Genomic DNA, 13,860 nt, shown 5'->3' with positions numbered 1-13,860 from the left:
CGAGGTTCACAGGAGCCCTGAGTGCGGCGACCGCTTCACCGCGACCTCCTCGCCGGCGAGCACGCGTTCGCGAATCTCGTGCAGCGCCCGCCGTCGCGTCGTGGGGTCCAGCCGGTCGATGAAGAGGACGCCGTCCAGGTGATCGGTCTCGTGGGCGAGACAGCGTGCCAGGCGCTCGGTTCCGTCGATGCGCACGGGCTCACCATGCTGATCGAAACCTTCAGCGACAATTCGGCCTGGTCTCGCCAGCTCGTACTCGAGACCTGGCAGCGAAAGGCACCCCTCGATGTCTTCGATGGACTCGGGGGACTGCTCGACGAGCAGGGGGTTCACGATGTGGCCCATGCTGCCGTACTCGGACATGGACTCATCCGTGACGACGTAGGCGAAGACGCGGAGACCGACGCCGATCTGCGGAGCAGCCAAGCCCGCCCCAGCGGCGTCACCGAGAGTCTCGGTGATGTCGGTCACGAGCCGGCGGAGCTCGGCGTCGAAGTCGGTGACCGGTGTCGCCGTGCTGCGAAGGACGGGATCACCGAAGATCCGGATGGGGCGAACGGCCACCCGGGCATCGTCGCACAACTGGGACCGGAGGCAGCTCTGGGGCCGGCTCGCCCGAGGGTGGTCGGGGGCCCGCTGGTCCGCGCACTGGGCGGACCCCACAGCGGTTCCCCTCCGGCCGCCGGTTTGGTCCCACGCCGGCGGGCGCCGCTACGTTCGTGCCCTTGGGTCTCGCCCGTGAGGTTTCGTCGATTCGACTCGTAGCGGTGGCTGCCTGCCTCGGTGCGGCTGGCGTGCTGCCCGCCTGCGGCGGCGGGAGCTCGTCATCGTCGCCGTCCACGACCGTGGTCCCGGTCAGCGCCGAGCGCGCCGTGGGGGCCTTGCAGACCAGCCGCGTCGGCATCTGCCAGACGACCAGCGGCGGCCTCGCGCCCGGCATCACCGTCCAGGCCACCAGCCGTCTCGAGCTCGACTGCAGAGGGACGACGAGGGCCATCTCGATCTTTGCCTTCGACGATCCGAACATCGCCTTCGCCATCGCCGGGGGCGGTGTCGCCAGTGGCGACGACGTGTGGCTGGTGGGCAACCTCACGGTGGCGGGCGTCGCGCTCACGGGCGCCCAGGCCTCGACCTTCGACAGGACGATGCGCTCCCTGGGCGCGCATCGCTACCAGGGCGCCTGAGCTGGTGCCGCGGTTGGCCTGCGGCGGGACGGAGCGTCTAACCCAGCGGGTTGTACTGGCAGTAGCCGAAGTTGATCTCCGCGATGGCAAGGCAGAACCAGGGGCTTCCGGTGGCGGCCACCCGGACCGGGGGCGGCGTGGAGGCTCCGGCCGGAGCAGCCAGACCGAGGGAGGCAGACCCCAACCCCAACGCCATGAGGACGATTGGCGTAGCGAGCAGAGTGCGACGAATCACGGGATGCTCCTTCGCAGTTGATTGACGCTGGTGTCGGCGGTGCTGACCAGGCCCGAGGCTGTCGCTTTCGGATTGATGCCGGCAGTGACGCCAGCGACGCTGGCGTGCACCGGTTCCTGATGGGCCTGCTGCGAGGCGGCGGCCGCGTTGGTGAATGTCGCCCCGAGGACGGCTGCTCCGCCGGCGGCGGCAACCTGGCCGGCGGCGGACGGGAGGGGAGGCGCGGCGGGGAGACTGGCCGAGACAGCGGGGACGGACGGGACGGACGGGAGGGTGATGCCGGGAATGGACGGCGCGACAGGCGGCTGAGGCGTGGGGTCCGCCGATGGGGCGTGCGACGCGATGAGTGGCTGCGGACGGTGCGCGTGCGCGCCCGATCCCGTCGCCCCGATCACCAGTGCGCCGATCGTGACAACCGAGGCGACGCTGCCCACGACCGGAGCCAGGCGCTGGCCACCCCACTCCTCGATCCGGGCCCGCATCGACCCGAGCCTGCGGTAGGCCCAGCCGGCGACGGGGAGGCTGACGAGGGCTCGGCGCTCGTAGCCCGCCATGGTGAGCTGACGGTGCAGCGCCCGCCGGGCGCGCCAGAGCAACGTCTCCACGGCCGCGAGTCGCACGCCGTAGTGGGTGGCGATGCGGCGGTAGGACCACCCCTCGTACTCCCGGAGGTGCAGCACGTCTCGGTGGCGACTCGTGAGACGGCCGAGCGCGTCCTGCACCGCGGTTGCATCCATCGACGTCAGGACGGCCTGCTCTCCGTCGGCCGTTGTGCCGGGGTCGATGCTCTCAGCTGGCTGACTCCGGGCCCGCTGACGGTGGATGTCCACGCAGACCCGCTTGGCGATCACACTCAGCCACGGGTAGAAGCGTCGGTCCCCGTTCAGAGTCGGAAGGGCTCGGAACGCTTTGGCGAACGCCTCTTGGACGGCGTCCTCCGCCGTGGCCGAATCACCCAGATACCGGAGACATGTCCGGAACAGACGCCGATAATGGCGGCTGTAGAGCTCGGCGAAGGCCGTGTCGTCGCCCTGCTGGAACCGGTCGACCAGCTCCCGGTCGCCGTCAATGTCAACCTGATCGGGGTACTCGGCCGTGGCGCCACGGACCCGCACCACCTGCTCAGCCATCGATAAGGCTCGTCGGGACCCCCAACAGCCTGGGCTGCCTGATCCGCCGCGCCTGCCCGCTCCCCTCGACCGCCCAGCCCAGCGTGAATACGCGTCCACAAAACCCCAGCTCACGCATGAGCGCCTGTCGTACCCGGCTGTGCCCGAAATCAACCGGTGAAAGCAGCTCACCCGCCCGAGGGGTCTCGCCCTCACACCAGGGCCTCCGGCGGGCGGTTGAGGCTCTCCGTTCCTGGTCAGAGGCGGTCGCCACGGGGCCCGGCATGGGATCTATCTTCGACACTGAAAGGTTGAAACCTTGTCGGCGCCCGGCACCGGGTTTTTCCGATGCCTGGGGCGGGAAGAACCGATGAATCCGACTATCGAAGGAGGCGGCTTCGGTGCTTGATGTGACATCCTCAGCATCCCTAGTGATCCGAGAGCTCGTTGCCAGCACCAACGCGACCGGTGGCGCCGGTCTTCGTATCTCCCCTGCCGAAGAGCCCGCGGGCGCTTTCGCGCTCAGTGTGGCCCCCGGACCGGAGCAGGACGATCAGGTCGTCGCCATCGAGGACGGCGAGGTGTTCCTGGACCCGAGTGCGGCGCAGGCGTTGGACGACAAGACCCTGGATGCCGACGTCGACCCCCAGGGTGCCGTCTCGTTCTCGGTGATCGAGCAGTCCTCTTCCTGAGCCGCCTCGCACCGGCCAGTCACCTCGGTGGCCCACCACGGCCCCCCGAGCGGGTCGTGCTCTGATCGGGCATACTCGTCAACAGTCCGATCGTGGGGAGGCGACGACATGGCAAGAATGGTTCGCATGAGTTTGGACTCACCCGAGGAGACCCGGCCGTTCGGGGCCGGCTCCGGGAAGCTGGACCTGGTTAACCTCGAGGGCGGGGGCGTCGGTCGGGCGACGTTCCAGCCTGGGTGGAAGTGGTCCGACCACGTCAAGCCGATCGCCAAGACCGACAGCTGCCAGGCCGCCCATACCGGCTACTTCATCTCCGGACGCATGAAGATCGTGATGGATGACGGCGAGGAGATGGAGTTCGGGCCCGGCGACTTCATGATGGCCCCGCCTGGTCACGACGCCTGGATCATCGGGGACGAGCCGTGCGTCGTCATCGACTGGCAGGGGTTCGCCGACTACGCCAAGCGGTAACGCGAGGCCTTCGCCTGCCCACCCGCCTCGAGCAGTAGATCGGCACCGTCGCCTGCGCCGACCTCGCCGGGTATGCGAACATGTGTTCGTGTCCGGTGAGGGACCGATCCTGCACGCCGATCTCGACGCCTTCTACGCGTCGGTCGAGCAGCGTGACGACCCTGGCCTGCGAGGACGCCCGGTCATCGTCGGGACCGGCGTAGTGCTGGCGGCCAGCTACGAGGCCAAGGCGCATGGCGTCCGCACGGCGATGGGCGGCGGCCAGGCCCGCCGGCTCTGCCCCCGGGCGATCGTGGTCGAGCCGCGCATGTCCGCCTACGCCGAGGCCAGCAAGGCCGTCTTCCAGGTCTTCGACAACACCTCGCCCCTGGTCGAAGGGCTGTCCATCGATGAGGCGTTCATCGACGTGGGCGGGCTGCGGAGGGTCTCCGGCACACCGACCGAGATCGCCGTGCGACTGCGGGACGACGTACGTGACCGGGTCGGACTGCCGATCACCGTGGGGGTGGCCAGGACGAAGTTCCTGGCCAAGGTGGCCAGCGCGGTGGGCAAGCCCGACGGTCTCCTGGTGGTGCCGCTCGGCGGCGAGCTGGCCTTTCTTCATCCGCTTCCGGTCGAGCGGCTGTGGGGCGTCGGGCCGGTGACGGCGGACAAGCTCCGTCAACGAGGCGTCACGACGGTCGGGGAGGTCGCCCAACTCGGTGAGGACGTGCTCGTCTCGATGCTCGGACGAGCATCGGGCCGGCACCTGCACGACCTCGCCCACGACCGCGATCCCCGGCCCGTGGAAGTGGGCCGTCGCCGGCGCTCGATCGGGTCGCAGCGGGCACTGGGCCGCTCGCGGACCTCACCCGAGGCCCTCGATGCTGCTCTGGTCGGCCTCGCGGACCGCGTCACGCGTCGGTTGCGGGCCTCCGGGCAGGTTGGTCGCACCGTCGTGCTCCGGTTGCGCTTCGACGACTTCTCGCGAGCCACTCGATCCCACACGCTCGAGTGGGCGACGGCCGAGACGCAGACGATCCTGGCGACCGTGAGAGCGCTGCAGCACACGGCGATGCCGCTGATCGAGAGTCAGGGCCTCACGCTCGTCGGGGTTGCCGTGGGCGACCTCGACAACGGTGGTGCCGTCCAACTACCGCTCCCGTTCGGCCGACATCTCGGCGTCAGCCTTGACGTCGCGCTCGACGAGGTGCGGGACCGGTTCGGCTCGGCTGCCGTCACTCGTGCGGTGCTGCTCGGGCGTGACCCGGGCCTGTCCGTACCACTGCTCCCCGACTGACGCTCCCCCGGCCTCGCTCCCCCACCCGGCAGGACTCACCATGCTCGCACCCTGGAGGGTGTGATGCGGATGGTGGTCGAGTACTCCCGACGCAGCTCATCGGGCGTGGTCTGCAGCTGGGTCCGGATCGCGTCGTTGTATTTCGCCAAGTAGGCCTCGATTCGCTCAGGTGATGGATCCCCCTCGAGGATCTCGGCCACGCCCTCGATCGTGACCACGTCACCGCCCTGGCCGTCACCGTCGAGATGGAGCGACACCTTCGGGTTAGCCCGGATGTTGCGGAGCTTGGCCGCCTGCGGTTGGCTGGCGACTTGCAGGTCCGTCCCGTCGAAGTGGAACCAGACGTATGACGACTGCGGCTGGCCGTCCGCCCGAACGGTCGTCAGCCAGGCTACGGACGCAGACGACAACCGATTGGCCGGTACTGAACCGGGCTCGACGATCGCCACGATCACACCCTAACCGCCACTTCGGCGAGGTGCGCTACAGGCCCTGGGGGAAGGTGAAGGACTTCGGCGGAACCGTCGAAGAGCCGACGTCGAGCTGGATCAGGGCGTGTGCCGTGAGTGGGATCGACCGGACGTCGCCCTTGTACTGCTTGCCGTTGACGTAGGCCACGACGTTGCCGAGCGCCGTGCTCACCCGGGTGGACGACAGGGGCTGCTGCCAGATGTCGAAGAAATTACCCAACGTGTAGGTCTTGGGAGTCGGCGACTCGATGTGGATCACACCGTCCTGGGTGTGGGTGTGGAGCCAGTAGAAGCATCCACCAGACGCGATGAACGTGCCCTCTGACGAATTCTGCTCGGTGGTGGGTGGCGTGATGCCGATGCCCCTCGGGACAGCCTGCAGCGCGCCGTTCGAGTAGACGGCGATGTGCGCATGGATGTGATAGGCGAGCTGCTCACCTGTCTGGCAGGCGATGCCGTCGACGGGCTGCCCGTTCGCCTGGCCCTGGGTGGAGGCGAGGACCGGCGCCTTCAGCGGATCGGTCGCCGGCGAGCTGGGCTTTTTGCTCGACGCGCTCACGGGATGGGTCCGCTGGTAGCGGCTGTAGCCGACCGTCCCCGCACCCAGGAGCACGATGAGCACCAGCACCATGTAGAAGCCGATCGGTGCTTTGCCCCGCTTCGTGCGGCCCCCGCCCGTGGCGGCGGCGCGAGCGACACGCTTTCCAGGTGAACGCTTGGCCATGACCCCACGATGCTAGCGAGAGATCCACACCTGCCGTGATCGGGGTGCGGCCCGCTCGGTCGGGGTCACCAAGCTCGCGACCAGGTGGAATGCCCTCCGAACTGCGTCGCCTCAACCCGGGGGATCGCCCGACACCTCCTCCGGGAAGCGTCGATCCCAGCTGCGCGCCACGAGGATCACCGCGACCAGGAGTACGAGCTCGACCCACCGAACAGCGTCGGTGACGTCGAGCAGTACCACGCGGGAGGCGCCCATCGCAGCCAGCGCAAGCTCGGCACCCAGCGCGACCAACGCCGTCAAGTAGACGACCGGTGCCCCATAGCGCTCCACAACCTGAAGGATTCTCTCCTGGCTGCTCCCCTCGGCAGCTATCCGCGCGACGTGGGGACGCCCGCGATGGGGAGCGACCCGCTGCCAGATCACGATGACCTCGAGCAACAGCACCCCGGTTATCACCAGGGAGTACCCGGTGGCCCGCGACTCCCCTATGTCGACCAGTGAGAACACGACTCGGGCGGCCACGACAGCTATCACGAATGAGAACAAGCGGGGCCGCCGTTGGAGCAGTCGGGCGAATCGTCCCCCCGGCCCAAATCGTTCTCCCATCGTCGACACGGGTGCTGAGTGTCGCATCGAGCGGGCTTGAAGTCACGGATCGTCGGGTGATCACTGCCCACGAGCTCTCAATCGGAGCCCAGCGCGTACCCGACCCCCGGAGCGGTCCGTAGGAAGCGACCGTGATCGTCACCGAGCTTGTGACGAAGCCGATGCACATAGACCCGGAGATATTGAGCCTCGCTCTGGTACCCCGTGCCCCATACCTCCTGGAGGATCATCTGGTGGGTGCACACCTTGCCAGCGTGGCGGGCCAGGAAGGCCAGGAGGTCGAACTCCTTGGCCGTGAGCTCGACCTGTCGACCAGCTGACCGAGCCTGATGGTGAACGAGGTCGAGCTCCAGTGACCCGACCGCGAGCTCGGCCTCGGCCTCGTGGTGCGGCGGCTGGGCATGGCGGAGAGCAGTTCGGATCCGAGCTTCGAGCTCGGCCATCCCGAAGGGCTTGGTCACGTAGTCGTCAGCGCCACCGTCGAGTGCCGCCACCTTGCGATCCTCGCTGCCGGTTGCCGACAGCACGATGATGGGAATCTGGCTCCATTGACGGATTCGCCGACACACCTCGAGTCCATCAAGATCAGGAAGGCCGAGGTCGAGCACGACGACGTCCGGGGAGTCGACCGCCGCCCTGGACAAGCCTTCCTGACCGCTCGCGGCAGCGAGTACCTCGTGGCCTCGGGCGGGCAGGCTGACGCGCAGGACCCTGAGAAGCGATCGGTCGTCGTCGACGACGAGCACCCGGGCCACGGCTCAGACGGTCTCCGGGGAGAGGGATGAGGCGGGGAGGCTGAACACGAAGCGGGCGCCCGAGCCCGCTGCTCCCTCGACCCAGATCCGCTCACCGTGAGCCTCGACAAATGCCTTGGCGATGGCCAGACCGATGCCTGCCCGTCCGCCGGCCTCCCGCCGATTGAACAGCTGGAAGATGCTCGCGCGCTCCTCAGGGGGCACTCCCGGGCCGCGGTCCGCGACGGTCACACGGACCTGGCTGTGGCCGTTGAGAGCGGCCGTCACCGTGATGTCAGTGTGCTCGGGCCCGTGTCGGGCTGCGTTCTCGATCAGGTTGGCCAGCACCTGGCAGATCAACAAGTGGTCGACGTCGACCAGGGGAAGTCCCGCCGTGGCCACCCATCTCACTCGGCTTGGCCCAACCGCCGGCCCGACGGAAGCGAGGGCCTCCGAGACGAGGTCGCCGACACCCACTGCTTCTCGGCGCAGGTCCAGCGCCCCGGCCTGGATGCGGGTCATGTCCAGAAGATTGGTGACCAGCCTGTCGAGCCGGTCGGCTTGGAGGTCGATCAGGCCGAGCAGCTCCCGGGAATCTTCGCGAGAGAAGCTCACGTTCGGGTCGATGAGGTTCGACGCGGAGAGCTTGATGGTCGCCAGCGGGGTGCGCAGGTCGTGCGAGACGGCGCTCACAAGGGACCGGCGCAGCCGGTCGACCTCTTCGAGCAGCTCGGCCTTGACCGCCTGCTCGCGCAGCTGCGTTCGTTCGAGTACCAGAGCCAGATGATTGACGAACGTGCGGAGCAGCTCCCGGTCGGCCCCAACGGCCGGGAGCCCTCGGACGGCGAGCAGTCCTACCGGACGGTCGGACACCGACAAGGCGATGGCTTGCAGACGGTCCCGCGCCAACACAGCCATGCCGACGCTGACCGGCAGCCCCGAGTCAGGCGCGAGTCGGCGGAGTTCGTCGTCAGAGAGCGGTTCGCCGGCAGATGCCACGACCTGCAGGCGCTCCTCTCTCGGGACCAGGAGGGCCGCACTTCGCAGGTCGAACGCGAGCCGCATGGTCGTCACGATCGTCTCGAACTGGTCGGCCGTGGCCTTGTCGCCGACCAGCAGTTCGGACAGCTCGAAGAGCCGACCAGCCTCTTCGGCCCGTTGCTGCGCCTCTCGCCGGGTCGAGGCCAGACGGGCGACGACCTGGGCCACGAGGATCATCACCACCGCGTACACCCCCAGCGCGGCCCAGTTCTCGCCGTCGCCCACCCGCAGCGTGTAGTAGGGCCGAACGAACACCACGTCGTACAGGAGGAAGCCCGCGGCCACGGCAACGAGTCCGCCGACCAACCCAGCGACGACCACGCCGGCCACCACGGGCACGACCAGGACAAGGGCAATGGTGGCCACGCTCAAGTGACTGCGGATTGGGAACAGGACCGCTCCCAGGGCCACTACCAGCGCAATGGAGACGAACGAGCCAGCCAGGCTGCGACGAACAGAGATCAAGGTGCCTGGTCCATGTACTCGAGCTCGATCATCTCAGTGCTCCGAGGCTACCGGGAGCTCGGCCGTTTCCGGGTCCCGGACGGCCCCCGTTCGTCCGATGGACGGTCGGTCAGGCCAGGACCCGCTCAACGCCGAGGCCGCCGATGACCAGCCTCTCCCCATCGTCACTCAGCAGCTGGCGGGTCCAGGTTGTACAGCCGCCGTCGGCGACCTCGATCTCGGTCCCCCGGCGGTCTGTGCCAAAGATCTTGTAGCAGGCGTCGACGTAGTACCCCCGGCCGGAGGCTCGGTCGGGATCCATGCCCAAGGCCGCGTCGGGGAACCGTTCGTCCAGTGGCACCAGGACGGCGCGATCCAACGTGTCGGGGCGGTCGGCCAGGTCGGTCAGCGCCACGCGAATCCCCCAGTCAGGGCGCGCTCGCTCGACGAGACTCACCAAGTACCCGATCATCTCGGAGAGCGCTCTGGCCTCGAAGGTGAGGGACCCTTCGCCCCTCCCCGCTGCCGCCAGCCCGACAATTCGAAAATGCGCCGATGTTCGCGGGCCGCCAAAGGCCTGGGCGCGCACCTGGCGTTGGGAGGAAACCAGACGCACAGGCTCGGACCGACGCCCCGGGTCGTGGAGCAGGCGCTTACGGCGTATCGCGCACTCGAGGGCAAGAACGTTCGTCGAGTCGGCTACAGCCTCGGTATTGCGAATCGTGCTGATGACCTTGTTCTGGTCGACCGTGGCCACGACCGAGTTGGTGCCTAGCGGACACAACGGCGACAGCTCGATGGCCCGGTAGCCGTCGGGAAGGAGCGACCAGACGAGCTGCTCGAACCACGTGATCGCGTTCGGGTCCAACGCCGAAGGCCGCGTGAACCGGTTCTCCTCGTGGCGAGCGAGGAGGTCGGCTGGTGAGCTACGCGCGACCCGACGCCGGTACACCTCGAGCAGCAGCGACTGCAGGTCGGTCGGAGCAAGCCGCTCGGCCAGCACCTCGACGAGGTCGTGAACGCCAGTGTCCCGCACGATGCGCTCGATTGGCCCCTCAGCCACCGTCGCACTCTTCTAGCGCCAGGGTCATCCGGAGCTCGTCCCGACCTGGATCAGACGGCAAGGGCTGGTGCTCACCCGTCGGGACGAACCCGACGCGCTCGTAGACGGCGATGGCGGCGTCATTGCCCGCAGCGGCCCAGAGCCCGACGGCGTGAGCGCCCGTTGCTCGCGCCCAGACCACGACCTCTTCGATCAGCCTCTGCGCGACACCCCGCCGACGGAACTCCGGCGCCACCCACATCGAAACGAGCTCGACGATCTCTCTGCACTCGGGCATCCGAAAAGCGCCAATGAGGCCGACCCACTCCTGGCCCACTTCGGCGACAAATGTCGCCGCGCCAACCCCCGTCGACCGAGCTTCGGCTGCTTCTTCCCAGGCAGCCCGCGGACGCCCCGACTCGGTCCCGAACGACGATGCGAACGCACCCGGCGCGTCCAGCAGCGCCCGCAGGCGTATGTCCCTCAGCCGATCACCCTCGCCGGACCCGATGCGGCGTACGCGCCAATGCATCGACGTATGGTCCCCGGAACCACGGTCGACGGCAATCGACTTGTCGACCCCTTGACAGGATCATTGGTAAGTCGTACCTTACCGTTCGTGGTGACTTACCGAACTGAGGGGTGGACCGCCCTGGGCGACCAGACGAGGCGAGCGATATTCGAGCGCCTCGCTGATCACCCCCAGGCGGTCGGCGAGCTTGCCAGCCACCTACCGGTCACCCGTCCCGCGGTCTCCCAGCACCTCAAGGTGCTCAAGGACGCGGGTCTGGTGATCGATAGACAGGCCGGCACCCGCCGCATCTATCAGCTCAATCCCGAGGGGATCGGTGCCCTGCGCGCCTACCTCGACCAGTTCTGGAACCGAGCCCTGGCCGCCTTCAAAGCGGCCGCCGAACAATGAGAGGAGAAGTCCCGATGACCAGCCAGGTGGCAGCCACGTCAGTGCGGACCTCGATCGTCGTCGAGGCGCCGATTGCGCGTGCATTCTCGGTATTCACCGATGGGATCGGTGGGTGGTGGCCTCCCGAGCACCACCTCCTGCGAGCGGAGCTCTCAGAGATGGTGTTCGAGCCCCGACAGGGTGGCCACGTCTACGACCGCGGGGTCGACGGCAGCGAGTGCCGCTGGGCGCGCGTCCTGACCTACGACCCGCCCCTCAGGTTCGTGATCAGTTGGGACATCAACCTGCAATGGGAGCTCGAGAACGACCCTGAGAAGACGAGTGAGGTCGAGGTCCGCTTCGTCGCCGAGGGGTCTGATCGGACGCGGGTCGAGCTCGAGCACCGCAATCTCGACCGCCACGGAGAAGGCTGGGAGCAGATGAGCGCCGCCGTCGGCTCGCCTGACGGATGGGGCGTCGGCCTCAGACGCTTCGCCGACGCCGTCCGGGCGGCATGACGTCGTTCAGGTTCCGGGGTCCGCCGCCCACCGACTCAGTCAGGTGCCGGCTGAGCGGTACCGCAGTGCGAGGCCCTCCCCTCGAAGGGTCTGGCGGAACCACAGGGTGGAGACCGCGATGGCAGCGGCGATCACGGACGTCGTGACGCTCGTCTTCAGCAGCACGAAGTTGCCCAGCGACTGTGTGAGCAGGAACCACAGCCCAAGAGCTGCGTTGGTGACGAAGACAACTGTCCACAGCAGCGAGATCCGGAGGAAGAACCGCTGCACGTAGGGCCGCTTGAAGAGACTTGGATCGAGGGGGCAGAAGTCCTTGGCCAGACGCTCGGCCAGCGGCTTCCCGGCCGGGACCGAGATCAAGAAGGCGGCAGCCAGGAGGAAGGTCCCAACCGTCGGCTGGAGGAAGTAGACGAAGCCGCTACCGGTGGCCAGCGCCGCGGCCGTGCGCACGGTGAGCAGGACGCTGGCGATCAGCAACATGCCGGGCAGGTGGCGCCCCGTCAGCAACCGTCTGCCCAATGCCAGGTATGTCCAGGCCAGAGTGGCCAGTAGGGCACCCCGCAAATCGAGGACGGAGAGGATCACATAGAACAGCGCGGCCGGGGCGATGGTGCTCTCGAGCAACTGGGGCAACGCATGGTGAGCCATGGCCCGAGGACCGGGAAGATGGATCGGAGTCAGGGCCACTCTGCCTCCTTCTGTGGCCTGTTCGGGGAACAGACCTGGGCGAGGATGGGGGCACGGCTCCTACAGTCTTCGCCATCGAGGTGAGAGCGACCTTGGAGCAGCCTGAGATTCCGCTCAGCAGCCTCGAGCGGGCCGAGCGCCCGAGAGTCGCCGGCTGCCGCCCCCGGGTTCAGGGGGTCAGCCGGCACGTGGACCGCTGCTCTCGTGGTCGGCCTGGTCGGCGTACTCGGGGTGCTCGGCGTGGTCGGCGTGGTCGGAGTCGTGCTCGGGGCCGCCACCCATCATCCGGAGCATGGATATCCCACCGGTTCGCACGAACCGATAGACGAGCACCGCGGCGAGTACAAGGAAGACAATATTGAGCACGCTGGTGTAGTTGAGGGTGATCGACTCCTGCACGACCTTGGCGTTACGGGTAGTGGGGACGAGCCCGAGCGCGCCGAAGAGGAACTCTATGGTGTACCCGGCGAGGACCATCGTGGCGTAGAACGTGCCAAGGATGAACAGCATCATCCGGGTCCCGTAGTACTTCCGGTAGATGTTCAGGATCGGCAGGATGATCAGGTCGGCGAAGATGAACGCCACCACTCCCCCGAAGCTGATCCCACCGTTCCACAGCACCCCTGCCAGCGGCACGTTGCCGATGGAGCACACGAAGCTCAGCATGCTCACGATCGGTCCGATGATCGGCCCCCAGAGCTTGGCCGCAAGAGGATGAGCCGTCAGAAAGAAGTGCCCCCAGAATGAGTCGGGCACCCACGCCCCGATAGCCCCGGCGATGAGCAGCCCGATGGCGATGTCCCGGATCACGGCGGCCCACTCCGCGACGAATATGTGGGAGACGGCGGTGGAGGCGCCCTGTGAGCGGAGCCGGCGCCAGATGGAACCGGAGGTCTGGATGCTCATGTCCATCGCCGCGTGGCCCTCCATGGAACCGGCCAGACCTCGATCGGCCTGCTCCCGAGCGGACTCGAGCAGTCGCTTGCGCAGGAAGAGGCGGAACGCCACCGCAAGCAGCACGATCATGATCGGGCCACCCACGAACTCGGCCACCGTGAACTGCCAGGCAATGAGCAGGGCGAGGATGATCCCTAGCTCGACCACGAGGTTGGTGGACGCGATCTCGAAGGCCATGGCCGAGGTGAAGCTGGCGCCCTTTCGGAACAGCGATCGGGCCAGAGCAACCGCCGCGTAGGAGCACGAGGATGAGGCGGCACCCAGACCCGATGCGATGGCAATGGTCCTGGGTCGGTCGTCGCCAAGGAGCTTCACGACCTCGCTCTTGCGCACGACCGCCTGGACGACGGCAGCAAGGGCGAACCCCAGGATCAGTGCCCACAGGATCTCCCAGGTCATGGACCCGGCAAGACTCAGGGCGTGCCCGATCCCGCTCAGGACGCTCGCTCCGACGATCACGAGCGCACGAGGCGCTCGATCGCCGACGTTGCCTCGTCGACCTTGGCGTGAGCGTCCGGCCCTCCGCTGGCCAGGGCGTCCTGCACACAGTGGGAGAGGTGGTCACCCAACAGCTCGAGGGCAACCCCCTGCAGGGCGCGGGTGGCCGCCGATACCTGGGTCAGCACGTCGATGCAGTACGCATCCTCGTCCACCATGCGCTGGAGACCCCGGACCTGACCCTCGACCCGCCGGAGGCGCGTCCTCACCCGATCCTTGTTGTCTGCGTATCCGGGCATCACTCTCCCTTCGGCCATCTTGCCTCCGC

The 13,860-nt window shown here is 67.8% G+C and carries 19 protein-coding genes; 6 read left to right on the top strand and 13 right to left on the bottom strand.

Going from position 1 to position 13,860, the window contains the following annotated elements:
• Nucleotides 1-6: 6 nt before the first annotated feature.
• The gene (gene def, locus VGF64_10150) at nt 7-564 is read right to left on the bottom strand and encodes a peptide deformylase (protein ID HEY1635110.1); all 558 of its coding nucleotides are present in this window, start codon (nt 562-564) and stop codon (nt 7-9) included.
• 203 nt (nt 565-767) lie between these two features.
• Between def and VGF64_10145 the strand changes: the two genes are divergently transcribed.
• On the top strand, nt 768-1,184 hold the full coding sequence (locus tag VGF64_10145; GenBank protein HEY1635109.1) for a hypothetical protein: 417 nt from the start codon (nt 768-770) through the stop codon (nt 1,182-1,184).
• 37 nt (nt 1,185-1,221) lie between these two features.
• Here VGF64_10145 and VGF64_10140 read toward each other — a convergent pair whose 3' ends face one another.
• Complete coding sequence (locus VGF64_10140; protein HEY1635108.1) at nt 1,222-1,419, bottom strand: hypothetical protein; 198 nt, start codon at nt 1,417-1,419, stop codon at nt 1,222-1,224.
• Complete coding sequence (locus VGF64_10135; GenBank protein ID HEY1635107.1) at nt 1,416-2,549, bottom strand: RNA polymerase sigma factor; 1,134 nt, start codon at nt 2,547-2,549, stop codon at nt 1,416-1,418. The genes VGF64_10140 and VGF64_10135 overlap by 4 nt, the downstream gene beginning before the upstream one ends.
• Before the next feature lie 410 nt (nt 2,550-2,959).
• Here VGF64_10135 and VGF64_10130 point away from each other — a divergent pair, with 410 nt between their 5' ends.
• The 3 genes from VGF64_10130 to dinB all read left to right on the top strand — a co-directional run bounded on the left by VGF64_10130 (nt 2,960) and on the right by dinB (nt 4,970).
• Nucleotides 2,960-3,220, top strand: a complete 261-nt coding sequence (locus VGF64_10130) for a hypothetical protein (protein ID HEY1635106.1) — start codon at nt 2,960-2,962, stop codon at nt 3,218-3,220.
• Between the two features lie 126 nt (nt 3,221-3,346).
• Nucleotides 3,347-3,691: a cupin domain-containing protein gene (locus VGF64_10125; protein HEY1635105.1), complete on the top strand. Its 345-nt coding sequence runs from the start codon at nt 3,347-3,349 to the stop codon at nt 3,689-3,691.
• A gap of 88 nt (nt 3,692-3,779) precedes the next feature.
• On the top strand, nt 3,780-4,970 hold the full coding sequence (gene dinB, locus VGF64_10120; protein ID HEY1635104.1) for a DNA polymerase IV: 1,191 nt from the start codon (nt 3,780-3,782) through the stop codon (nt 4,968-4,970).
• A gap of 35 nt (nt 4,971-5,005) precedes the next feature.
• Here dinB and VGF64_10115 read toward each other — a convergent pair whose 3' ends face one another.
• The 7 genes from VGF64_10115 to VGF64_10085 form a co-directional block, all read right to left on the bottom strand.
• A complete protein-coding gene (locus VGF64_10115) occupies nt 5,006-5,419 on the bottom strand; it encodes a TIGR03667 family PPOX class F420-dependent oxidoreductase (GenBank protein ID HEY1635103.1) in 414 nt (137 codons plus the stop codon).
• A 34-nt stretch (nt 5,420-5,453) separates the two neighbouring features.
• On the bottom strand, nt 5,454-6,164 hold the full coding sequence (locus VGF64_10110) for a hypothetical protein (protein ID HEY1635102.1): 711 nt from the start codon (nt 6,162-6,164) through the stop codon (nt 5,454-5,456).
• A gap of 111 nt (nt 6,165-6,275) precedes the next feature.
• The gene (locus VGF64_10105; protein ID HEY1635101.1) at nt 6,276-6,698 is read right to left on the bottom strand and encodes a hypothetical protein; all 423 of its coding nucleotides are present in this window, start codon (nt 6,696-6,698) and stop codon (nt 6,276-6,278) included.
• Between the two features lie 149 nt (nt 6,699-6,847).
• Nucleotides 6,848-7,525 carry a response regulator transcription factor gene (locus VGF64_10100; GenBank protein HEY1635100.1) on the bottom strand — a complete coding sequence of 226 codons (678 nt, stop codon included), beginning with the start codon at nt 7,523-7,525 and terminating at the stop codon, nt 6,848-6,850.
• Nucleotides 7,526-7,528: 3 nt separating this feature from the next.
• Nucleotides 7,529-9,010 (bottom strand): ATP-binding protein, encoded by a 1,482-nt coding sequence (locus VGF64_10095; GenBank protein HEY1635099.1) that lies wholly within the window; start codon nt 9,008-9,010, stop codon nt 7,529-7,531.
• 109 nt (nt 9,011-9,119) lie between these two features.
• Entirely contained in the window at nt 9,120-10,052 is a 933-nt protein-coding gene (locus VGF64_10090) for a hypothetical protein (GenBank protein ID HEY1635098.1), read from the bottom strand.
• Nucleotides 10,045-10,563, bottom strand: coding sequence for a GNAT family N-acetyltransferase (locus tag VGF64_10085; GenBank protein ID HEY1635097.1), 519 nt, complete (start codon nt 10,561-10,563; stop codon nt 10,045-10,047). The genes VGF64_10090 and VGF64_10085 overlap by 8 nt, the downstream gene beginning before the upstream one ends.
• Nucleotides 10,564-10,653: 90 nt before the next feature.
• On the opposite strand from VGF64_10085, the gene VGF64_10080 reads away from it, so the two are divergent.
• The gene (locus tag VGF64_10080; GenBank protein ID HEY1635096.1) at nt 10,654-10,953 is read left to right on the top strand and encodes a metalloregulator ArsR/SmtB family transcription factor; all 300 of its coding nucleotides are present in this window, start codon (nt 10,654-10,656) and stop codon (nt 10,951-10,953) included.
• A gap of 14 nt (nt 10,954-10,967) precedes the next feature.
• Nucleotides 10,968-11,450, top strand: a complete 483-nt coding sequence (locus tag VGF64_10075; protein ID HEY1635095.1) for an SRPBCC family protein — start codon at nt 10,968-10,970, stop codon at nt 11,448-11,450.
• A gap of 39 nt (nt 11,451-11,489) precedes the next feature.
• On the opposite strand, the gene VGF64_10070 is transcribed toward VGF64_10075, so the two are convergent.
• The 3 genes from VGF64_10070 to VGF64_10060 form a co-directional block, all read right to left on the bottom strand.
• The gene (locus tag VGF64_10070; protein HEY1635094.1) at nt 11,490-12,137 is read right to left on the bottom strand and encodes a VC0807 family protein; all 648 of its coding nucleotides are present in this window, start codon (nt 12,135-12,137) and stop codon (nt 11,490-11,492) included.
• A 177-nt stretch (nt 12,138-12,314) separates the two neighbouring features.
• Entirely contained in the window at nt 12,315-13,553 is a 1,239-nt protein-coding gene (locus tag VGF64_10065; GenBank protein HEY1635093.1) for a permease, read from the bottom strand.
• Entirely contained in the window at nt 13,550-13,831 is a 282-nt protein-coding gene (locus VGF64_10060; GenBank protein ID HEY1635092.1) for a metal-sensitive transcriptional regulator, read from the bottom strand. The genes VGF64_10065 and VGF64_10060 overlap by 4 nt, the downstream gene beginning before the upstream one ends.
• Between the last annotated feature and the right edge of the window lie 29 nt (nt 13,832-13,860).

It is taken from the genome of Acidimicrobiales bacterium (assembly GCA_036491125.1).
In the GTDB taxonomy this organism is placed as follows: Bacteria; Actinomycetota; Acidimicrobiia; order Acidimicrobiales; family AC-9; genus AC-9.
This window is presented reverse-complemented; position numbering and strand designations above follow the sequence as displayed.